At 63.9% G+C, this 21,244-nt stretch carries 15 protein-coding genes and 1 tRNA gene; 9 read left to right on the top strand and 7 right to left on the bottom strand.

Going from position 1 to position 21,244, the window contains the following annotated elements:
• Window positions 1-235: 235 nt before the first annotated feature.
• On the bottom strand, window positions 236-1,696 hold the full coding sequence (locus F757_RS0104100) for an aminotransferase-like domain-containing protein (protein WP_027210291.1): 1,461 nt from the start codon (window positions 1,694-1,696) through the stop codon (window positions 236-238).
• Between the two features lie 348 nt (window positions 1,697-2,044).
• On the opposite strand from F757_RS0104100, the gene F757_RS0104095 reads away from it, so the two are divergent.
• From F757_RS0104095 to F757_RS0104070, 6 genes are all read left to right on the top strand, one after another.
• The gene (locus F757_RS0104095) at window positions 2,045-2,743 is read left to right on the top strand and encodes a VOC family protein (protein WP_027210290.1); all 699 of its coding nucleotides are present in this window, start codon (window positions 2,045-2,047) and stop codon (window positions 2,741-2,743) included.
• A gap of 74 nt (window positions 2,744-2,817) precedes the next feature.
• Complete coding sequence (locus F757_RS0104090) at window positions 2,818-4,014, top strand: aminotransferase-like domain-containing protein (RefSeq protein ID WP_027210289.1); 1,197 nt, start codon at window positions 2,818-2,820, stop codon at window positions 4,012-4,014.
• Between the two features lie 60 nt (window positions 4,015-4,074).
• Complete coding sequence (locus F757_RS0104085; protein ID WP_027210288.1) at window positions 4,075-4,539, top strand: RidA family protein; 465 nt, start codon at window positions 4,075-4,077, stop codon at window positions 4,537-4,539.
• 197 nt (window positions 4,540-4,736) lie between these two features.
• Entirely contained in the window at window positions 4,737-5,639 is a 903-nt protein-coding gene (locus F757_RS0104080) for a PhzF family phenazine biosynthesis protein (protein WP_027210287.1), read from the top strand.
• 612 nt (window positions 5,640-6,251) lie between these two features.
• Entirely contained in the window at window positions 6,252-8,600 is a 2,349-nt protein-coding gene (locus tag F757_RS0104075) for a bifunctional diguanylate cyclase/phosphodiesterase (RefSeq protein WP_027210286.1), read from the top strand.
• 283 nt (window positions 8,601-8,883) lie between these two features.
• Entirely contained in the window at window positions 8,884-10,092 is a 1,209-nt protein-coding gene (locus F757_RS0104070; RefSeq protein WP_027210285.1) for a chromate transporter, read from the top strand.
• A 104-nt stretch (window positions 10,093-10,196) separates the two neighbouring features.
• On the opposite strand, the gene F757_RS0104065 is transcribed toward F757_RS0104070, so the two are convergent.
• The 5 genes from F757_RS0104065 to F757_RS0104040 form a co-directional block, all read right to left on the bottom strand.
• Window positions 10,197-10,655: a CopD family protein gene (locus F757_RS0104065; RefSeq protein ID WP_027210284.1), complete on the bottom strand. Its 459-nt coding sequence runs from the start codon at window positions 10,653-10,655 to the stop codon at window positions 10,197-10,199.
• Between the two features lie 425 nt (window positions 10,656-11,080).
• On the bottom strand, window positions 11,081-13,405 hold the full coding sequence (parC, locus tag F757_RS0104060; protein ID WP_027210283.1) for a DNA topoisomerase IV subunit A: 2,325 nt from the start codon (window positions 13,403-13,405) through the stop codon (window positions 11,081-11,083).
• A 54-nt stretch (window positions 13,406-13,459) separates the two neighbouring features.
• Window positions 13,460-15,445 carry a DNA topoisomerase IV subunit B gene (locus F757_RS0104055; RefSeq protein WP_027210282.1) on the bottom strand — a complete coding sequence of 662 codons (1,986 nt, stop codon included), beginning with the start codon at window positions 15,443-15,445 and terminating at the stop codon, window positions 13,460-13,462.
• Window positions 15,446-15,888: 443 nt separating this feature from the next.
• The gene (locus F757_RS0104050; protein ID WP_027210281.1) at window positions 15,889-17,859 is read right to left on the bottom strand and encodes an ATP-binding cassette domain-containing protein; all 1,971 of its coding nucleotides are present in this window, start codon (window positions 17,857-17,859) and stop codon (window positions 15,889-15,891) included.
• 496 nt (window positions 17,860-18,355) lie between these two features.
• Window positions 18,356-18,757, bottom strand: a complete 402-nt coding sequence (locus F757_RS0104040) for a DUF4399 domain-containing protein (RefSeq protein ID WP_027210280.1) — start codon at window positions 18,755-18,757, stop codon at window positions 18,356-18,358.
• 245 nt (window positions 18,758-19,002) lie between these two features.
• Here F757_RS0104040 and F757_RS0104035 point away from each other — a divergent pair, with 245 nt between their 5' ends.
• The 3 genes from F757_RS0104035 (at window position 19,003) to F757_RS0104025 (ending at window position 20,256) form a co-directional block, all read left to right on the top strand.
• Window positions 19,003-19,182: a rubredoxin gene (locus F757_RS0104035; RefSeq protein ID WP_035466178.1), complete on the top strand. Its 180-nt coding sequence runs from the start codon at window positions 19,003-19,005 to the stop codon at window positions 19,180-19,182.
• A gap of 421 nt (window positions 19,183-19,603) precedes the next feature.
• Window positions 19,604-20,026: a hypothetical protein gene (locus tag F757_RS0104030; RefSeq protein WP_027210278.1), complete on the top strand. Its 423-nt coding sequence runs from the start codon at window positions 19,604-19,606 to the stop codon at window positions 20,024-20,026.
• 155 nt (window positions 20,027-20,181) lie between these two features.
• Window positions 20,182-20,256: transfer RNA gene (locus F757_RS0104025), tRNA-Arg, on the top strand.
• Between the two features lie 111 nt (window positions 20,257-20,367).
• Here F757_RS0104025 and F757_RS0104020 read toward each other — a convergent pair.
• Complete coding sequence (locus F757_RS0104020; protein ID WP_027210277.1) at window positions 20,368-21,114, bottom strand: YoaK family protein; 747 nt, start codon at window positions 21,112-21,114, stop codon at window positions 20,368-20,370.
• Window positions 21,115-21,244 lie beyond the last annotated feature (130 nt).

Genomic DNA, 21,244 nt, shown 5'->3' with positions numbered 1-21,244 from the left:
TGCGAATCGGTTTTGCGAATCGGTTTTGCGAATCGGTTTTGCGAATCGGTTTTGCGAATCGGTTTTGCGAATCGGTTTGTGCGAAATCGGGTCGCGCTAATCGGGTTGCACGAAGGCAGCCGGGCACCGGATCAGGCGCCGCCGCCGACCGCACGTGGCGTCGCGCGCGCCGGTCCCACTGCGCCGGCCCCAACCCGCGGATTGTCCGCCTAAATAAGGGCGAGCCCGCAAAGTTTCAAGAGGCGCGGCGCGCAACCCCGTCCAGGTAACGACACAAAAACGTCGCCAGTTCCGGATCGCCGCAATTGGCCACATTAAAGCGCATCCACGTGGTGGACGATTGCTGCGGCGAAAAAAGGCTGCCCGGCGTGAGCAGAAAGCCCGCTTCGTGACCGGCCGCGGCGAGCCCGTCTGCGTCGACTCCCGTGTCGGCCCACACGAACATGCCCGCTGTCGGCGTCAGAAAGAGCTTGAGGCCGGTCTTTTCCAGCATCCGCACGGATTTTTCGCGCACCCCATCGAGCCGCACGCGCAGCCGCTCGACGTGGCGCCGGTAGTGGCCTTCAGTGAGGATCTTGTAGAGCACGCGCTCGTTCAGTTCCGGCGTGGTCATGCCGACCAGCATCTTCTGGTCGCTCACCGCCTTGGCCACCTCAGGCGCGCACGCGATGAAACCGACCCGCAGATTCGGCGCGAGCGTCTTCGAGAAACTGCCCAGGTAGATCACGCGCTTTAGCTGGTCGAGGCTCGCGAGCCGCGTGCCCGCATAGCCCGGCGGACACAGATCGCCGTAAATGTCATCTTCCACCACGATGAAGTCGTACGCCTCCGCGAGCCGCAAAATCCGGAATGCCTGCGCCGCCGTCAGCGACGTGCCGGTCGGGTTCTGCAGCACGGAGTTGATTACCAGCATCTTCGGCCGCCAGGTTTGCAGAAGCGACTCCAGCGCGTCGAGGTCGGGGCCCTCCGGCGTGTACGGCATACCGACAAGCCGCGCGCCCTGCGACGCGAAGCGCCCGAACATCTGGAACCAGGCCGGATCGCCGACGATCACCGAATCGCCAGGCTTCACGTATAGGCGCGATATCAGGTCGATGGCCTGCGTGATGCCCGAGACCATCACGATCTGATCGGCCGACGCGCCGATCTCCAGTTCTTCCAGACGCGTCTGCAATTGCTGGCGCAACGGAAGAAAACCGAGCGGCGTGCCGATGCCGAGCATCTGCGCGCCGCTTTGCCGGCCGAGGGTGCGCAGCGCGTTGGTGATCAGTTCGCCGTCGAGCCAGCGTGCCGGCAGGTAGCCAAGCCCGGGACTGCGCTCTGGCCGCGCGCCCGTGTGCAGCATATTGCGCAGCAGCCAGACCACGTCGATGGTCGCCGGAGCCGGCGCCTGCGCGGCGGGGCGGATCTCCGCGACCGCGGCACCTGCCGTGCCCCCCAGCCGCTCGCGCACGAAGAAACCCGAGCCGCGCCGCGACTCCAGGTAACCTTGGGCGACGAGCCGCTCGTAGGCCTCGACCACGGTGAAGCGCGACACGCCTTTGTCGAGCGCGAGCTTGCGAATGGACGGCATGCGCATGCCGGGGCGGAACACGCGCTCTTCGATCCGGCGGCGCGCCCATTGCACGAGCTGCTCGACCAGCGTCAGCGAGGCCGTGTCGTGCGGGGCGGGAATCTGCGTAAGCGGGACAGACATGAAGGGCTCCAACTGTACCGAACGGTATCGAGTCGATTGTACCGTTACTGTGCCGGTCGCCGCCGCTACATTTGACACAGGTCATGGCGTCGGACAAAGGGGCTATCTGTCCGACGGGATGTGCTTACCGCAGAACCGCGGCGCAGCCCGCTCTGGACCGACAACCAGCGCAGCGCGCCGCGTGAAGCAGCAGACTGCAGCATAAAACCTCCGGCTCACCCAGCACAGTTACTGTCCGCACTCCAGCTCGCGCGCGAACGGTTATGCTTACGACCCCGGCGCCCGTCGCAAAAAGTCGCACGCGGCGCGGGGTCCGGCCACCGTCGCAACCTGTTTTCCCGATTTGTAATGACCGCACATCTGCTTCGTCTCGATCATCTGGTCGTTTCCGCCCGCACCCTCGACGAGGGCACCCAGTACGTCGCCGACGTGCTCGGCGTACAGCCGGCCGGCGGCGGCACGCATCCGTTGATGCGCACGCACAACCGGCTGCTGAACCTGTGGGGCGGCGCCTATCTGGAAGTGATCGCGGTCGATCCGCATGCCGACAACGCCTACGAAGCCGCGCCAGGCGCCGCGCCGCGCCCGCGTCTTTTTGCGCTCGACGACGCGGCCACTCGCGCGCGACTCGAAGCCGGCCCGTATCTGTCGCATTGGGTCGTGAGGGTGGACCGGCCCAAGCATTTGCCCACGTGGCAGGCCCAGTACCCGCAGCGCATCCCGCCTATCGTGCCGCTCACCCGGGGCGACTTCGCGTGGGGCCTCTCAGTGCCGGAAGACGGCGCCTTCCCGAGCTGGCAAGGCGTCGGCGACGGCGTGCTGCCGTCCCTGATTCAGTGGGACACGGCGCGGCATCCGTCGGCGCTATTGCCGGACAGCGGCATCGCGCTGAAAGCGTTGAAGGCGCTGCATCCGCAAGCCGGCACCGTGGCGGAGCAATTGCAGTGGCTCGGCGCCGCGCATCTGATCGAATTGCAGACGACGGACGGCGCAGCCGCGCTCGTTGCCGAATTGGAAACGCCGAGCGGTCTGCGGACCCTCAAATAAGCAGCGCGCGCGGGTCGCCGACTCGCGCGATAATCGCACTTTTGACAGTTCCAGAGACACCAGCAGAGGAGACCATGTACCGAAGCGACTTGAAAGCCCCCACGTGGCAATTGTCCGAACGCGCACGCAAGCTTACCAGCTCGGCGATCCGCGAGATTCTGAAGATCACGAACCGGCCCGAAGTCATTTCGTTCGCGGGCGGCCTGCCCTCCCCGGCCACCTTCCCGGCAGAGCGGATGCGCGAAGCGTCCGACCGGATCTTGCGCGACACACCCACCGCGGCGCTCCAGTACAGCCCGACCGAAGGCTATGAGGCGCTGCGCGAGTGGGTCGCGCAGCGCTATTCGGTCAACGGCGCGCAAATCCGCAAGGAGCAGGTGCTGATTACCACCGGCTCCCAACAGGCGCTCGATCTGCTCGGCAAAGTGCTGGTGTGTCCGCAAAGCCCTGTGCTCGTCGAAATGCCGACTTACCTCGGCGCTCTGCAATCGTTCTCGATGTACGAACCGCACTACATCCAGGTGCCGACCGACGACAACGGGCTGATCCCGGCTGGCCTCACGCCGGAACTCACCGCTGGGGCACGCGGGTTGTACACCCAACCGAATTTCCAGAATCCGACCGGGCGCCGCCTGCCGGTCGAGCGCCGCCGCGCGCTCGCCGAGTTTGCGAGAACCGCGCCCTTCCCGGTGATCGAAGACGATCCTTACGGCGCGCTGGATTACGCGGGCGAACCGCTGCCTACCATGCTCTCCATGGCGCCCGATCACATCGTGCATCTGGGCTCGTTCTCGAAGGTGCTGGCGCCGGGCCTGCGGGTCGGCTACATCATCGCGCCCGAAAATCTGATCTTGAAACTCGTGCAGGCCAAGCAGGCCACCGACCTGCACACGCCGAGCTTCACGCAGCGCATCGTCCATGAAGTGGTGAAGGACGGCTTTCTGGACACACACGTGCCGACCATCCGCGAGCTTTACCGCAACCAGTGCGCGGCAATGCTGGCCGCGCTCGAGCGCTACATGCCCGAAGGCGTCAAATGGAATCGCCCCGAGGGCGGCATGTTCATCTGGGTGAACCTGCCCGCGCAGATCGACAGCGCGAAGCTGCTGCCTGAAGCCGTCGCGCAGAATGTCGCGTTCGTGCCGGGCGGGCCGTTCTTCGCGAACGAGGCGCGGCACAACACGCTGCGGCTGTCGTTCGTCACGGTGCCGCCCGCGAGGATCGACGAAGGCGTCGCACGTCTTGCTGCGCTGATCCGCGCGAAGCTGTAAGCCGAGCGGCTTGCTCGCCCCAATCTGCTTCCGCGTTTTTCACTACCGATCGAGGACAACATGGCTCAAACGAACATTTACGACAAGCTCAAGGAACTGGGCATCGAACTGCCGAGCGCCGGCGCGCCCGCCGCCGCTTATGTAATGAGCGCGCAAAGCGGCAACACGGTGTACCTGTCCGGCCACATCGCGAAGAAAGACGGCAAGGTGTGGGCTGGCAAGCTCGGCGCGGGCCTCGGCACCGAGGAAGGCAAGGCCGCGGCCCGTTCCATCGCCGTCGACCTGCTCGCCACGCTGCATGCGCATGTGGGCGACCTGAACCGCGTCAAGCGCATCGTCAAGCTGATGAGCCTCGTGAACTCCACGCTCGAGTTCACCGAGCAGCATCTGGTCACGAACGGCGCGTCCGAACTGATCGCCGACGTATTCGGCGAGCGCGGCAAGCATGCGCGCTCGGCATTCGGCGTCGCGCAGATTCCGCTCGGCGCCTGCGTCGAAATCGAGATGATCGCGGAAGTGGAGTAACGCAGCGTCAGGTCTCGCCGCCGGGTTCTGGCATAGCCGGAACCAGACAGGGCGGCTCGGCCCGCGCTCGATAGAATGCGTCGCAAGGTGCAAGCACCTGCGGCGCGTTTTGCATTTGTGGCGAGGTGGATCGTTCACGCGGCAGCAGATAGAATCCGCGAACCATAGCCAACCGCAGGATCGCCGGACCACGCCCGATGCCCGCCAACCCAGTTCGTTTCAAACAGGTCGACGTGTTCACGTCAGTGCCGTTCAAAGGCAATCCGCTTGCCGTCGTGTTCGACGCCGACGCACTCAGCGCCGATCAGATGCAGGCCATCGCGCACTGGACCAATCTGTCCGAAACGACTTTCCTGCTGCGGCCCACCGACCCTGTCGCCGACTACCGTGTACGCATCTTCACCACGCAGGGCGAACTCCCGTTCGCGGGACATCCGACGCTCGGCACCGCCCATGCGCTCCTCGAAAGCGGCTATCAGCCGAAGCAGCCCGGCAGGCTAGTGCAGCAATGCGGCGTGGGGCTCGTCGAATTGCAGTCACTCGCCGAAAACGCAAGCAATGCCGGGGGTGCGTGGGCCTTCGCCGCGCCGCCAGCACGGATCACCCCGCTGCCAGAACTACAATACCCTGCACTTTCTACGGCTTTGCGTAGTAACGCGATAGACTTCGGGGCGGCGCCCTGTGCCGTCGACAATGGCGCGCCGTGGCTCGTGGTGCGAATGAATTCGGCGCGCGACTGTCTGGCGCTCGATACGGACCCGGCGTTGCTCGCGCCAATCGTGCAGTCGGTCGGCACGCACGGCGTCGCCGCGTATGGTCCGCACGATGCGGGCGGCCCCGCTACCTTCGAGGTGCGCTGCCTGATGATGGGCGGCGCGTTCGGCGTCGGCGAAGATCCCGTTACGGGCAGCGCGAATGCCGCGCTCGCAGGCTTGCTGAGCGCGCAGAATCTGCGGCCCGGCGCCGGCTATACCGCTCGCCAGGGCACCGTACTGGGGCGCGCGGGCGAGGTCCTGGTGCGATATGACGACGCGCACGGCAAGACGTGGATCGGCGGATCGTCGGTGACGGTCGTCGACGGTACGTTCCGGATGCCATGACGGTCCGCCGTTTGCTTACATCCCGCTAGCTTGCAACAGGCAACAGTAAAGCTGTTGCAAGCCGGCGCGGAAAACCCGGACAACGCATACTTCTTTTGCGACGCTTGACCATGCTTGATCACGTTTAGCCACAGAAAGCCGCTCGGCGCACTTGCGCGATGCGGTTTGCATAACGAAACGCCTGAAAAAGGCCATGTGCGCAACGCGCCATGCCGGAACGCCGAATCACGATGGACTATCCGAACATAATGACCGCCAGCGTACGAAGCCGCGCATGCCCTGATCTGCCGCCTGACCGGAGGCCAGGCAGAATCCCGGATGAAATGCGGAAAAGCGTGGGAAAGAGACCGCGGACAAACGCGGAAAAGAGGCCGCAAAACAGCTTGCTGACGGCCGCGGACCGCGCCCGCGTATACCCGAAGCGCGGACCCTTCCTTAATCTGGTGGCATTAAGTAATATCGAAACGTACCCGACAAAGTGCGAACGATCAGCGCCAGGCCACGCACCTTCTTGCGCGGCAGTTCCGGCAATTCCATGCAGCCACCCATGAAAACAGCGCAGTCGACGCTCGCGTGTTCGCAACCGGCCGGCAGCTGGGTACGGGCCGTCTGATGAGCAAAACCCGCTTTTCCGATCAGCGCGAAGCACAAAGCCGTCGCGATCCGGCCGCGTCGCGGCGCCGCGCGTTGCTCGCCATTCCCGCGCTCGGCGTGCTCGTGCTGATTCTGCTTTGGACTGTCATCTTCGCGCGTCTTTCGGTCGAAAAAGAAGCCACCTATCGCGAAGCCATGGCCTCTGCCGCGATACTCTCGGCGGCGCTCGAACAGCATACGATCAAGGCGATTCACCAGGTCGACCAGATCACGCGCTTCGTCAAATACGAGTTCGAGAAAACGCCGGGGCGTTTCGATCTGACCACCACTGTCGAAAAAGGCGTCGTGCAAAGCGAGACGCTCGTGCAGGTGTCGTTGATCGATGAGCACGGCAAACTGATCGCCAACACAGCCGAGCTGAATCCGAAGCGCATCGACCTGTCGGACCGCGAGCACTTCAAGGTTCACGAGCACGAGAACGACGATCAGTTGTATATCAGCAAGCCAGTGCTCGGCCGCGTGTCGGGTCACTGGACCCTGCAGATGACGCGCCGTCTGAATCATCCGGACGGCACGTTCGCGGGCGTGGTGGTGGTGTCCGAAGACCCGAGCTATTTCACGAGCGACTTCTACAACAACGCGGCAATCGGCCGCGAAGGCGTGATCGCGGTGATTTCGGACAACGGCACGGTGCTCGCGCGGCGCACAGGCAGCGTCGTGAACGCGACCGGCACATTCTCGGCAAGCGGCTCCTACCCGACTTCGGAGCATGTGTCGGGCACCTATGTCGATTCGATCGACAACGTCACGCGCATCGTCTCCTACCGGCATATCGACGGCTATCCGCTCGGCGTGCTAGTGGGTCTGTCTCAAGCCGAGGAATTCGCCGACTACAACCACACGCGCAACGTCTACCTGCTGATGGCGGGTTTCATCTCGGTCGCGATGCTGAGCTTCTTCGCCGTGGCAACGGGGCTGATTGGCAAGCTGCTCGGCCGCGAGCGCGAAATGACGCATCTCGTCGAATACGATCTGCTCACCGGCCTGCGTAATCGCTATGCCACGTTGCGCACGCTGCGGCAAGAAGTGGCGCAGCCGGCCAACCTCGGCCACCTCGCGATCCTGTTCATCGACCTCGACAACTTCAAGACGGTCAACGACACGCTGGGTCACAACGCCGGCGACATCGTGCTGCAAATGACGGCCTCGCGCCTCGCCACCGCGGTCGCGGACGGCGGCACATTGAGCCGCATCGGCGGCGACGAGTTTGTCGTCGTGATCAAGGGCGAGGACGTGGAGAAGCGCGCGGTGGCGCTTGCCGAAGCGGCGGCCGAAGCGTTCTCCAAACCGTTCGAAGTGCGCGGCAGTTCGTTCGTGCTGCACGCAAGCATCGGCATTGCGCTTTACTCGGTCGCCAACGAAAGCGAGATCGACCTGCTGAAAAAAGCCGACCTGGCAATGTACAGCGCGAAAGACGCGGGCAAGAACTGCTACCAGTTCTATTCGCCGCAACTGTCGCATCGCGCGGATCATCTGATGAAGTGGGAGCAGCAGTTGCGCGTCGCGCTCGCCGAAGGGCAACTGTTCCTCGCCTATCAGCCGAAGATCGATCTGACGCGCCGCTGCATTACCGGTTTCGAGGCGCTGGTGCGCTGGAATCATCCGCAGCACGGCCTGATTCCGGCCAACGAATTCATTCCGGTTGCCGAGTCCACGGGGTTGATCGTGCCGATCGGCGACTTCGTGATCGAAACCGCGTGCCGTCAGTTGGCGATATGGCAGCAGCAAGGCTACGACACGCTCTCGCTCGCAGTGAATATTTCGGCGGTGCAATTCTGGCGCGGCGACCTCTACGAAACGGTCTCGCACGCGATCGAGGAAAGCGGCATTTCCGCGCGCCGTCTGGAACTCGAAATCACCGAAACGGCGATGATGGAGTATCCCGAACTCGTCTCCGAAAAGATCTTTGCGCTCAAGCGCCTCGGTGTGCGAATCGCACTGGACGACTTTGGCACCGGCTATTCGTCGCTGTCGTATCTCAACCGGTTCTCGGTGGACACGCTGAAGGTGGACCGGTCGTTCGTCCAGGCCATTCCGGGCGATCGCAGCGTGTGCGTGATGGTCACCGCCATCGTCAATCTGGCGCGCTCGCTCGGACTCACGGTGGTGGTGGAAGGAACGGAGACCGAGGAGCAGATTGCGTGGCTCGCCGCGCTCGGCCATATCGAGGCGCAGGGTTTCCTGTTTTCGCGCCCTGTTCCCGTGGACGCGATCCCGGCGCTGCTGGAACGCTTCGGCGTCTGCGGCATGAACGGCCGGCGCCCCATTCAGGAAGCAAACAGCGCGAGCGCCAGCACGAACGGTTAGGCGGCGCGTGCCCGCGTATGCAGCACATGCCGGATACGCGCGATGGGCCGCATGGGCCGGATACGCGCGACGGGCCTGATACGCCGGACACGTTGACCCAAGGCTTCGCGTCCACGCCGCGCCGTGGCAAACCGGTCAATACCGCCGCCGCCCGAAACCGGCTACATTCTCGCTGTATCGTGTTTTCGCGCGACGCCATCGGACCGGGCGGCCGCGCGCAACATCAAGCCAACATCAAGCAATTCACAGGACGGGCGCCCGCACACCGGGCACCCGTGGCGCCATGCAGACGATAACAAGCCACGATGCGGCAAGACGAGGGGAGCGAGAACCGCTATGGATGCTGTTCAAGGTCGTGTTCGGCCTGTCGGCATTGTCATGGGGCGGCCTCGCGCTGATGGCGCAGCTCGAAAATCATTATGTGGAGCGCGAGGCCAGGGTTTCACGCGTCGCGTTCTCCGATCTGATTGCGCTCGCATGGATGGTGCCGGGACCGGTGGGCTGCAACGTCGCCGTGCAACTCGGACATACACTGCGCGGTCGCGCCGGCGCATGGGTTGCGGGCGTGGCGAGCGTGCTGCCGTTCTTCATACTGATGACGCTTTTCGCGATCTTCTACCGCACGCCTCTCGTGCGCGCCGCCGCGTCGCAAACCTTGCTCAATCATTTCAGCGTGGTACTGGCGACTCTGATTGGCATCACCTGGTACAAGCAGACGCGCGCGCTGGTGCGCGGCAAGCTCGAGTGGGCCGCAGCGCTGCTCGGTTGCTTTGCGCTGTTCTTCGCGCACAGCCCCGCCGCGTATGTGCTAATGCTGAGCGCGGCATTCGGCGCCGGCTGGGTGATGAGCCCGGAGCGCAACACGCGCTTCGTGGTGTCGTTCGCGCGTGGCGACTGGCAGATACTCGCCATGCTGTGTGTGTTCGTGCTGGTGTTCGCGCTGCCGCTGCCGCATCGCTACGATCTCGCGCTACTGTGGCCGCGCCTTGCCGGCGCCGGCATGACGCTGTTCGGCGGCGGTTTTTCCGCGTTGCCGGTGCTCAAAACCTTGTTCGTCACACCGACCGTAGGCATCTCGGACAACGACTTCACGCTGGCCTTTTCGTTGTCGCCGATATCGCCGGGACCGCTTCTGAATGTGGTGCCGTTCTTCGGCTATCTCGTCGACGGATGGGCAGGCGCGCTCCTCGCCACGCTCGCCCTGTTCGTGCCGTCCGGCTGCCTCGTCGTGCTTGCGCAGCGGCATCTGCATCAGTTGAAAATGAATCCGCGGTTCGAGCACGGCATGCGGATTCTGCGCGCTGTCACGACTGCCTTTCTCGCGGTGGCCGTGCTGCGTATTGCCGGGCGCGTGCCGCTGCAACCGGTGTATCTGCTCACTGCCCTCTTCTCTGCAATGTGCTTTGCCAAGCTCAAGCTGCCGGTGTACGCGGTGTACGGCACCGTGGCCGCGGCGTGCGGATTGTGGCTCGCGTATGGCGCGTGGGGTTAGGAGTTGGCACAGCGCGGCGCCTGAACGGATAACGTGCAAGCTGAGCGCGCCGTTGCAGTCACGCACCTGCGGACAGGCGGCGCCGCAATCAATCTTGCGCTCTCTTAGAAGCCGCGCGAAAGCACCGCGAAGCCGACCGTCACCACGCCCAGCACGATGTTGACCAGCACGAGGCGCCGGATGGTGCCGACGGCCTGCGCGCCGTCCGGCCACTTTTGCGCCTGCACCGCGCGGCGAATGCGCGGAAAGACGGCAAAGCGGATATGGCCAAAAATCAGCATCATCACAATGCCGATGCCAGCCATTGCATGCAGCGGCCAGGTGGCGTGACCGCCGCCGAATTGCATGAGCAGGAAGCCGCCCGTCAGCAGAATGACGAGCACCGAAGCAGCCACCCAATTGAAGAAGCGGCCGAACACCGATTCCCACAACGGCAGCCGCAATTGCGGCGAAAGATCGGCCATTGCCGGGCGCAAGCAGAAATGCGCGAAGACCATCCCGCCCACCCACACCGCGACCGCGAGCAGATGTAGGAAGAGCGCGAGTTCGATAGCCTTGTTCATGGTGTATTCCTCTCCGACGATGCCGCGCCGCTGATGCGAAACGCGATGAGCAGCGGCTATTGAGCGCGTTCGACCGCACGTCTTGCGTGCAGTTCCGAAGCGCGCACGGCTTACGTCGTTTTTCTTGTTGTTATTGCGGCGCGCACGATGCCACGACGAAGTACCGCACAACAGATACTTGGTCTCGACACCGCCACGCCGCCCCCGAATCTTTCGCGCGGTGGACTGCGCTTCTTGCTGTGCTGCTTGCTGTACTTGTTCGCCCGGCTCGCTGCCGTGCCTGTTTGCACTGCTGATTGGCTGTGCTTGCCGCGGTGCGCACGGGCCCACTCACTGCCGCGCTTATGCTCGCATCCGCTTCTGCTGTGCGCGGCCGGCGTCTGCGCATGCTAACAGACGCCGGCCGCTTTCGACATGACTGTTCGTCAGCCGGCCAGCGCGGGACGCATACCTTCGAGCTTGAGCTTGCTCTCGGGCGCGCGGCCCTTGCGGGCGCGCTTGCCGACATGCGCAGCCAGCGCGGCGCCGCTCAGCCTTTCTTCGTCGAGACGTCCGCCGCGACGCGCGCCGATCAACATCACGCCTGCGCCATTAATGGCGAGCGCCTGCACCAGCGTTTCCTTGTCGTCGAGCGCCATGAGCGTGACCCCGCGTCCGCCGCCCGAGAGCGTCTTCATTTCGTCAATGCCGAACACCAGCAGGCGCCCCGTCGACGACAGACACGCAACCTGCGACGCGTCCGGCAACAGCGGCATCGGCGCAAGCGGCGCGGCGCCCGCGTCGATCGTCATGAACGACTTGCCGGCCTTCACGCGGCTCACCATGTCGCCGACCTTGGCGATAAAACCGAAGCCGTTGCTCGACGCAAGCAACAAGGCCTGATCCGCCGAAGCCGCGTAGTAATGCATCAGATGGCTGCCCGATTCCAGTTCGATAAGCGACGTGACCGGCACGCCGTCGCCGCGGCCGCCGGGCAACGACGCGACCGCGACCGAATAGACGCGCCCGTTGCTGCCCCACGCGACGAGCGTATCCGGCGTGCGGCACTGGAACGCCGCGTACAGACCGTCGCCGGCCTTGAACGTGAAGCCGGCCGTGTCCAGACCGTGGCCCTTCAGCGCGCGTACCCAGCCCTTTTGCGAAACCACGACCGTGACCGGTTCGTCGATCACGCGCGCTTCGTACGTCGCGCGCTTTTCCTGCTGGATGAGCGTGCGGCGCTCATCGCCGTATTGCTTCGCGTCGGCTTCGATTTCCTTGATGAGCAGGCGCTTCATCGCCGATTCGCTGCCGAGCAGTTCCTCCAGCTTGGCCTTCTCATCGCGCAATTCCGCGAGTTCCTTCTCGATCTTGATCTTCTCGAGCCGCGCCAACTGACGCAAGCGGATTTCGAGGATGTCGTCGGCCTGGCGATCCGAGAGCCCGAACGCGGCCATCAACGCGACCTTCGGCTCGTCGGACTCGCGGATGATGCGGATCACTTCGTCGATGTTCAGATAGACGATCATCCGCCCTTCGAGGATGTGAATGCGGTCGTCCACCTTCGTCAAACGATGCCGCGTGCGGCGTGTGACCGTCGCGAAGCGGAACGCGATCCACTCGTGCAGAATTTCGCTCAAGCCCTTCTGACGCGGTCGGCCGTCGCCGCCCACCATCACCAGATTCAGCGACGCATTCGACTCGAGGCTCGTATGCGCGAGCAGCGTGTTGACGAACTCCGTCTGATCGATGCGGCTCGACTTCGGCTCGAACACGAGACGAACCGGCGCGTCCTTGCCCGACTCGTCGCGCACTGCGTCGAGCAGGCCGAGCATGGTCTGCTTCGCCTGCAACTGTTCCGGCGTGAGCGCCTTCTTGCCGAGCTTGATTTTCGGATTGGTCTGTTCCTCGATCTCTTCGAGCACCTTCTGCGCGGCCGTGTTCGGCGGCAATTCTGTGATAACCAGTTGCCACTGGCCGCGCGCGAGGTCTTCGATCTTCCAGCGGGCGCGCACCTTCAGACTGCCGCGGCCGGTTTCATAAGCCGCCGCGATTTCCGCCTCGCTCGAAATGATCTGGCCGCCGCCCGGGAAATCCGGCCCCGGGATGTGCTGCATCAACTCCGCGTGCGCGATCTTCGGATTGCGGATCATGGCGACCGTGGCGGCCGCGACTTCGCGCAGGTTGTGCGACGGGATTTCGGTGGCGAGGCCCACGGCGATGCCCGACGCGCCGTTGAGCAGCAGGAACGGAAGACGCGCGGGCAGTTGCCGCGGCTCCTCTTCCACGCCGTCGTAATTGGGCATGAAGTCGACCGTGCCCTGATCGATCTCGTCGAGCAGGAGCTTCGAGATCGGCGTCAGGCGTGCTTCTGTGTAACGCATGGCCGCCGCGCCGTCGCCGTCGCGCGAACCGAAGTTGCCCTGGCCGTCGATCAGCGGATAGCGCATCGCAAAGTCTTGTGCGAGGCGCACCAGCGCGTCGTACGCCGACTGATCGCCGTGCGGATGATACTTACCGATGACGTCGCCCACCACGCGCGCCGACTTGACCGGCTTCGCGTTGTCGCTCAGGCCGAGCTCGTTCATCGCATAGAGAATGCGCCGCTGCACCGGTTTCTGGCCGTCGCAGACGTCAGGCAGCGCGCGCCCCTTCACCACGCTCACCGCGTACTGAAGATAGGCGCCTTCCGCGTAATTGCCGAGCGTGAGAAAGTCGCCTTCGGGCGCCGGCGGCTCGGTGAAAAGGTCGAGAGTGTTATCGTCGTCCATCTAGAATCCGTATCGTGTTTGACGTGAGGTTTGCCGCGGGAGCGCTTGCGCCGCTCAAATATCCGCTTCGACCTCGTTGCCCTTTTCTTCGAGCCAGCTGCGCCGCGAGGCCGCTTCGCCCTTGCCCATCAGCATGGTCATGCGCGCGACCGTGGCGTCGTAGTCGAGCTCGCCGAGCGCGACCGGCGTGAGACGCCGCGTGTCCGGGTTCATCGTGGTGTCCCACAGTTGCTCGGCGCTCATTTCGCCAAGGCCCTTGAAACGGCTGATCGACCATTGCGTGTCGCGCACGCCGTCCTTGCGCAGCTTGTCGAGAATCGCATCGAGCTCGCCTTCGTCGAGCGCGTACAGCTTCTGCGCCGGCTTCTTGCCGCGCGCGGGAGCGTCGACGCGAAAGAGCGGCGGACGCGCCACGCACACATGGCCACGCTCGATAAGTTGCGGGAAATGTTTGAAGAACAGCGTGAGCAGCAACACCTGGATGTGCGAGCCGTCCACGTCCGCGTCCGACAGAATGCAAATCTTGCCGTAGCGCAGGTTCGACAGATCGACCTTGTCGTCCGGACTATGCGGATCGACGCCGATAGCCACCGAAATGTCGTGTACCTCGTTATTGGCAAAGAGACGGTCGCGCTCGGTTTCCCACGTGTTCAGCACCTTGCCGCGCAGCGGCAGAATGGCCTGATACTCTTTGTCGCGGCCCATTTTCGCGGAGCCGCCGGCTGAATCGCCTTCGACGAGAAACAACTCGTTGCGGGAGATTTCCGTCGATTCGCAATCGGTCAGCTTGCCCGGCAGCACGGCCACGCCCGAGCTCTTGCGCTTCTCGACCTTCTGTCCGGCGCGCGTGCGCGCCTGCGCCTGCTTGATCACGAGATCGGCGAGTTTCTTGCCGTGCTCGACATGCTGGTTGAGCCACAACTCGAGCGCGGGCCGCGCGAACGACGCCACCAGCTTCACCGCGTCGCGGCTATTGAGCCGCTCCTTGATCTGCCCTTGGAATTGCGGGTCGAGCACCTTAGCCGACAGCACGAACGAGACACGCGCGAACACGTCTTCGGCGAGCAACTTCACGCCCTTCGGCTGCAGGTTGTGCAACTCGACGAAGCTCTTCACCGCCTGATACAAACCTTCGCGCAAGCCCGACTCATGCGTGCCGCCGGCAGGCGTTGGAATCAGATTGACGTACGACTCGCGGGTGAGCGGCCCTTCCTCGCTCCACGCGACCACCCATGCCGCGCCCTCGCCTTCGGCAAACGTCTCTTCGTTCGCACGCGAGTTTTCGGCATAACGCTCGCCTTCGAAAAGCGGAATCAGCAGGTCGCTGCCATTCATGCCTTCGAGCAGGTAGCCGCGCAGGCCGTCTTCGTATTTCCAGCTCTGCTGTTCGCCGGTCTTTTCATTGACGAGCGTAACTTCGACGCCCGGCAGCAGCACCGCTTTCGAGCGCAACAGACGTTGCAGTTCGCCGAGCGGCAGGTTCGGCGAGTCGAAGTACTTGGGGTTCGCCCATGCGGTTACCCGCGTGCCCGATTTCTTTTCGCCCCTGGCGGCTGCGCGCACTTCGAGCGGCTTCGCTACGTCGCCATTGGCAAAGCTCAGCGCGGCGACCTTGCCGTCGCGCCACACGGTGACGTCGAGGCGCGTGGACAACGCGTTGGTAACCGACACGCCGACGCCGTGCAGGCCGCCGGAAAACGTGTATGCGCCGCCAGCCGCTTTGTCGAACTTGCCGCCCGCGTGCAGGCGCGTGAAAACGATTTCGACGACCGGTACCCCTTCTTCCGGATGCAGGCCGAAGGGAATGCCGCGGCCGTCGTCTTCGACCGACACCGAATGGTCCGCGTGCAGCGTGACCGTGATTTGCCGGCCATAGCCGCCGAGGGCTTCGTCCGACGCGTTGTCGATAACTTCCTGAATGATGTGCAGCGGATTCTCAGTGCGGGTGTACATGCCGGGCCGTTGCTTGACCGGCTCGAGACCCTTCAACACCTTGATCGACGCTTCGCTATACGCGGCGTTTGGCTTTTTCGTAGACATGGTTGACTCGGGTGCGTCGGTTCATCGTTGTCCACAGGTCCTGTTCATAAGTCCGTGGACAATGCGTTGAGTTTTCAAAAAAAGCGAAACGAAACAACGTGGTTAGGTGGGGTGCCCGCGGTGCGGGCATGCTGTTTTGCTGCTCGGCTTGCGCACGGCTTTCGCATGCCTTTGGCATTTGTGCCGCGCATTTGTGCCGCGCGCCTGGCCACGCTGGCTTTGGTGCGCGCTGCCAGATCCGGCGCTCTATCGCGGCTCGCGGCCGGCCTTGTGGCCGGGCAGCGTCGCCGCACATCCGAACGCCGGGGAAGCCCGGTTCGCGGGGTATTTTACTGATTTCGAACCTGGCGGCAATTCAGAGCGCACGCGACTGGCCGTGCGGACAAGGCGTTTTACACTCGCCGGCGAATGCGCCGCCGGCGCGACACGTCAGCGCCGTCGCGTCATTTGCGGCGGTTTTCGAGCTCGTCCCAGCGTTCGAGCGCGACCAGCAGTTCTTCGTCGATGGCGGCGTAGCGTTCGGAAAGACGCGCGCCCTCCTGCGGGTCCTTCGAGAAAACGGAACCGTCTTCGAGCTGGGCGCCAATGGATTTCTGCTCCGCCTCGAGCGCGGCAATTTTCTCCGGCAGCGCCTCGAGTTCGCGCTGCTCCTTGAAGGAGAGCCGGGCCGCGCGCGGCGCGTTGCGGCCCGCTGAATTGTCCTTGCCCGGCGTGTCCTTGCCGGCCTCTTTCTGTGTATCTTTCTGGGCGTCTTTGGCCGCGTTGCTGTTGGCCTCTTTCTGCGCCTCTTGCGCGAGCTGCTGCGAACGCTCGCTTTGCACCTGCCAGTCGGTGAAGCCGCCCACGTACTCGCGCCACTTGCCCGCGCCTTCCGACGCGATCACCGAAGTCGCCACGTTATCGAGAAACGCGCGGTCGTGGCTTACGAGAAGCACGGTGCCGTCGTAGTCGGTGAGCAGTTCCTCGAGCAGCTCGAGCGTGGGAATGTCGAGGTCGTTGGTCGGTTCGTCGAGCACCAGCACGTTGGCGGGACGCGCGAACAGGCGCGCGAGCAGGAGACGGTTGCGCTCGCCGCCCGACAACGACTTGACCGGCGAACGCGCGCGCTCCGGCGCGAACAGGAAGTCGCCGAGATAGCTCATTACGTGCTTTCTCTGGCCATTCACTTCCACCCATTCGCTGCCGGGGCTGATGGTGTCGGCGAGACTTTTTTCCAGGTCGAGCTGTGCGCGCATCTGGTCGAAATACGCGACCTGCAGATTTGTGCCGACGCGTACCGTGCCCTCGTCCGGCTTCAGTTCGCCGAGGATGATTTTCAGCAGCGTGGTCTTGCCCGCGCCGTTCGGGCCGACAAAGCCGATCTTGTCGCCGCGCATGACCGTGGCGGTGAAGCGGTCGATGACCGTACGCGAGCCGTAGCGCTTGGTCACGTCCGTCAGTTCGGCGACGATCTTGCCGGACTTCTCGCCCTGGCCTACGTCGAGCCTGACGTTGCCCTGCACGTTGCGGCGTTCGGCGCGCTGCTTGCGCATTTCAACGAGCCGCGCGATCCGGCCGACGCTGCGCGTGCGGCGCGCCTCGACGCCTTTACGAATCCACACTTCTTCCTGCGCAAGCAGCTTGTCGGCCTTCTCGTTTTCGACGCGCTCCACTTCCAGTTGCTGCGCCTTGCGCGTCTGATAAGCCGAAAAATTGCCCGGGTACGACAGTAGACGCCCGCGGTCCAGCTCAACAATGCGCGTCGCGACACGGTCGAGAAACGCGCGGTCGTGGGTGATGAAAAAGAGCGCCGCGCGTTGCGATACGAGCAGATCTTCGAGCCAGCGGATGCCGTCGAAATCCAGGTGGTTGGTCGGCTCGTCGAGCAGCAGCACGTCTGGCTGAACCACGAGAGCACGCGCGAGCGCGACGCGCTTTTGCATGCCGCCCGACAGCGAACCCACGCGCGCCTCGCCATTCAGGCCGATCTGCTGCAGCGTGGTCGCCACGCGCGTGCTCCAGTTCCAGGCATCCGCCGCATCCAGCGACGATTGCAGCGTGTTCATGCGCGCCATCAGCGCGTCGTGCTGCGCGCCTTCGGGTTCGTCCGCAAGCTGGTTGGCGACCGCGTCGTATTCGTCGAGCAGCGCGCGGGCGTGCGTGAGGCCCGCAGCGACCGCGTCGAAAACGGTGTCGTCCGGATCGAACTCCGGCTCCTGCGGCACGTACACCGTGGTCAGATTCTGCTGGCGGGTGACGAGCCCGTCGTCCGGCTTTGTCAGATCGGCGACGATTTTCAGCAGCGACGACTTGCCCGCGCCATTCCGGCCGATCAGCCCGACCCGCTCGCCCGTTTCGAGGGAGAAGTCCGCGTGATCGAGCAATGCTACGTGACCGAACGCCAGTTGGGCTCCGGTAATGGTGTAAAGCGACATGGAGAATTGGAGAAGACAGCGAGGACTTGGAACTGCCCATTGTACCGGGCGCGCGCGACGCTGCCTGTCGGCGGGAAGATATAGGATGAACTGAGCGCGTGGCGACGGCGGGCGCCGGCCTGCGTGGCGAGGAGCCGTTGCGGGCGCGGCGCGCCGGTAGATGCGCCTGCATGCCGGACATGCTGATAGGGGCTCCTACGTGTTCCTATATCCCGAGATATGCGCCAGACATGCCCAGACATGCCGCTGCTTGTGCTGCTTGTGCTGCTTGTGCTGCTTGTGCTGCTTGTGCTGCTTGTGCTGCTTGTCCTGCTTGTCCTGCTTGTGCCGCTTGTCCTGCTTGTGCCGCTTGTCCTGCTTGTGCCGCTTGTCCTGCTTGTGCCGCTTGTGCCGCTTGTGCTGCCTGCCCCGCTTGCCCGCCGCAAGCCGCGCGGCCGGGCGAACCCGCAGCGGGGCGTTGCCAGTTCACGCCCGGCCGACGGCCCCGGCGCCGCGCTTACTTCACATGCACGGCAATGGTCTTGCTGAATTCGGGACCATAGGAGCGATGCGCGCCGTCGCCGAATTGCAGCGTCAGCGTATGGTCGCCTGGCGGCAGCGTGAGGTCCGTTTCCGTCTGGCCCTTGCCGAAGTGCAGCGATTTGTCGTTGGCGGGAATCACCTCGCCCTTCGGCAACGGCTTGCCGTCCACGAGCAGATGATGATGACCCGTGCCCTCCGTCATCGTGCCGGCGGGTGCGATTTTCATGCCGTCCACGCCGAACACCACGTGGACGGGATTGCTGACGGTGGCGCCGTCCGTCGGCTGCACGAAGGACACGCCTGCCGCCTGCACTGCACCGGACGCCGCCAGCAATCCAGCCACTGCAGCGCCGGTCAACCATTTGGTTTTGAACATCGTTTTTCTCCTGGTTAAAAACACGAGCCACACAGAATACGCAATCACGCTGCGAGTCCGCAGCATACACGCAGAGTGTGACGACCCTTGGCGGCTGGTCATCCCGGCAAACCGCATCACCGATGCAACTGACAAATTCCGGTAATATTGCGGGTCGCCGCCGACGCCCAAAAAAGGGGCAGACTGCGCGGATCATTGCATTGAATAGAGAAAAGTGCGGAGAAGAGTGCGTCGTGAGTGAAGTAATGGATGTGACTGACTACAAGAGCTGGGTTTGCCTGATCTGCGGCTGGATCTACAACGAAGAGGAAGGCTTGCCCGAGGAAGGCATCCCGCCCGGCACCCGCTTTGCCGCGATTCCCGAGGACTGGCGCTGCCCGCTGTGCGACGTGGGCAAGGCCGAGTTCGCAGTAGTCGAGTTCTGAGGTTGCACGGTTGTTGATCCGCCGCCGGTCTTAATCGAGCCGGCAACGCAAAGACGCGTCCGTGGCGCAAGAACGCTTACGTGGTTCACGCGGCCCTGCAGGTCATGCCTGCGGGGCCGCTTCTGTTTTGGGACCGGGATTATCGAGGGGATGGGTTTAGCCCTCTCGCGCCTGGTTGTCGTCTATAGACGCGCCTTCCACGTTTCTGTTTGCTCTCCTTCCCGCTCGCGCGGCGCGGGTGCATACGCCGGCTGCCGCTGCGCGTGTGTGGCGCAGCCCGCAGAGATGGCCGATCGTTGGTCGTTCGGCGCACATTCGCACCCACGTCTCCTGCGTAAAACGTAGACCCATGGCGACGCATCAACGCGGATACCGGTCTGCGGCGTCTCCATAAAAAACGATAAACCAGGGGGACAACAACATGTGCACAACATGGAGACACGGCATCTGCGTTGCGCTGATGCTGGCAGCAAGCACGGCCGCACACGCCGACGTGGACTGCGGCGGCGGGCGCGGCGGATATCGCATGCAGACATCGGACGGCTGGTTTCACAGCGACAAGCTCAAGCACTTCGCGGTCTCGGCGCCGTTTGGCGCGCTCGGCGCGTACCTAGCCCGGGACACAGCGCACCCGGTGATCTACGGCACGTTGATCGGCACGCTTCCAGGGCTGATCAAAGAAGGGATCGACGGCACCTGCCGCAGCAGCGGTTTTTCCTACAAGGATCTGGCCGTGGATGTCGTCGGCGCGCTCACCGGCGCGTTGCTCGGCAACTGGGCTATTACGTATAGCCGTAGCTCGCGCGGGCAGGCGGTGGGCGTCGCCTATTCGACGCGGTTTTGAGGAGGTCTGGACCGAGCGGGAGCGGTGCGGCCTTCAGCGTTTTTGCTATACTCTTGCCCTCGCTCGAATAGCTGGAAACGCGAGTGGCTGCCGCGAAATGTCGGCGCGGCGGTTGAGATGTCCGGGGTCTGGTCCGCCCCGTTATTGCTGTCCATCTCCCTGTAGTTCAATGGATAGAACAAGTGCCTCCTAAGCGCTAGATGCAGGTTCGATTCCTGCCAGGGGGACCACCCGCTTCACCCGCCCGGAAGGCATGCTCACGGTTGCGGGCCCCATAATCGACTACGGCGCGCGAGGGACCACACAGATCCCCGTCAGCCCGGTCATCCCCAGCAGCCCCCCTAGCCCCGCTCGCCCCGCATATCGTCAAAAAGGGGCACCGCCGCAAGCGTCAGCAGAACAATTGCAAGCGGCACTGTCGACACAAAGCCCAGATGCTTGAACCCGAGCGCGCCCGCGAGGCCGCCCGCAACGAACGAAAGCAGCAGCGAGCCGAGCAGAATCAGCTTCTCCCGATCCGCCTGCACCAAGCCCTCGCCCGCAACCGGCCGCGTGTTCCAGTAGACCATCTTGCCGAGTTCAATGCCGACGTCGGTGACCAGACCGGTCACATGAGTTGTGCGAATTTCCGCGCGTGAAATCTTCGTGATCATTGCGTTCTGCAGTCCCATGACGAAGCACAGCATGCAGACAGTGACCGGCACGAACAGTACGCGATGATGCTCGAGATTCGCCCCGACAAGGCCAAAGCCAAGCAACAGAGCGGCTTCGACGGCGAGTGGGGTCGCATACACGCTGCGCAGACGCCGGCGCCGGCCCCAGTTGATCAGAATCGCCGACGCAGCGGCACCCATCAGGAACGAGAGCAGCGACCCGAGTCCCGCGATGAACATACTCGCGTCGCCGAGCACGGCATTGTCCGCGAGCGACGACACGATGCCCGACATGTGCGACGTATATTGGCCGACGGCGAGAAAGCCGCCCGCGTTGGCCGCTCCCGCCACGAATGCCAATGATCGTCCGAGACGCCGATTGGTCGCGTCCGTGCGTTCGGGCGCCGTGAAGCCGCGCAAATAGTTGATGGGCATCGTGCAGACTCACTTCTCTTCGCGTGGGCGGACCGACCGCAGGCGCAAACGGTCGGCACATGATCGCGGAAAATCGTAGCATGGGCCGCGTGCAGCGCGCCCGGCAGATTGGCGGCACCGCTGCGTCGCC

The sequence above is a fragment of the Burkholderia sp. WSM2232 genome, assembly GCF_000472545.1.
GTDB lineage: Bacteria > Pseudomonadota > Gammaproteobacteria > Burkholderiales > Burkholderiaceae > Paraburkholderia.
The sequence above is the reverse complement of the archived record's forward strand: the minus strand, read 5'-3'. Positions and strand labels throughout refer to the sequence as shown.

Coding starts and splice junctions, on each gene's coding strand:
- F757_RS0104100 (WP_027210291.1), bottom strand. CDS start 1,696: ATGTCTGTCCCGCTTACGCAGATTCCCGCCCCGCACGACACGGCCTCG.
- F757_RS0104095 (WP_027210290.1), top strand. CDS start 2,045: ATGACCGCACATCTGCTTCGTCTCGATCATCTGGTCGTTTCCGCCCGC.
- F757_RS0104090 (WP_027210289.1), top strand. CDS start 2,818: ATGTACCGAAGCGACTTGAAAGCCCCCACGTGGCAATTGTCCGAACGC.
- F757_RS0104085 (WP_027210288.1), top strand. CDS start 4,075: ATGGCTCAAACGAACATTTACGACAAGCTCAAGGAACTGGGCATCGAA.
- F757_RS0104080 (WP_027210287.1), top strand. CDS start 4,737: ATGCCCGCCAACCCAGTTCGTTTCAAACAGGTCGACGTGTTCACGTCA.
- F757_RS0104075 (WP_027210286.1), top strand. CDS start 6,252: ATGAGCAAAACCCGCTTTTCCGATCAGCGCGAAGCACAAAGCCGTCGC.
- F757_RS0104070 (WP_027210285.1), top strand. CDS start 8,884: ATGCAGACGATAACAAGCCACGATGCGGCAAGACGAGGGGAGCGAGAA.
- F757_RS0104065 (WP_027210284.1), bottom strand. CDS start 10,655: ATGAACAAGGCTATCGAACTCGCGCTCTTCCTACATCTGCTCGCGGTC.
- parC (WP_027210283.1), bottom strand. CDS start 13,405: ATGGACGACGATAACACTCTCGACCTTTTCACCGAGCCGCCGGCGCCC.
- F757_RS0104055 (WP_027210282.1), bottom strand. CDS start 15,445: ATGTCTACGAAAAAGCCAAACGCCGCGTATAGCGAAGCGTCGATCAAG.
- F757_RS0104050 (WP_027210281.1), bottom strand. CDS start 17,859: ATGTCGCTTTACACCATTACCGGAGCCCAACTGGCGTTCGGTCACGTA.
- F757_RS0104040 (WP_027210280.1), bottom strand. CDS start 18,757: ATGTTCAAAACCAAATGGTTGACCGGCGCTGCAGTGGCTGGATTGCTG.
- F757_RS0104035 (WP_035466178.1), top strand. CDS start 19,003: ATGGATGTGACTGACTACAAGAGCTGGGTTTGCCTGATCTGCGGCTGG.
- F757_RS0104030 (WP_027210278.1), top strand. CDS start 19,604: ATGTGCACAACATGGAGACACGGCATCTGCGTTGCGCTGATGCTGGCA.
- F757_RS0104020 (WP_027210277.1), bottom strand. CDS start 21,114: ATGCCCATCAACTATTTGCGCGGCTTCACGGCGCCCGAACGCACGGAC.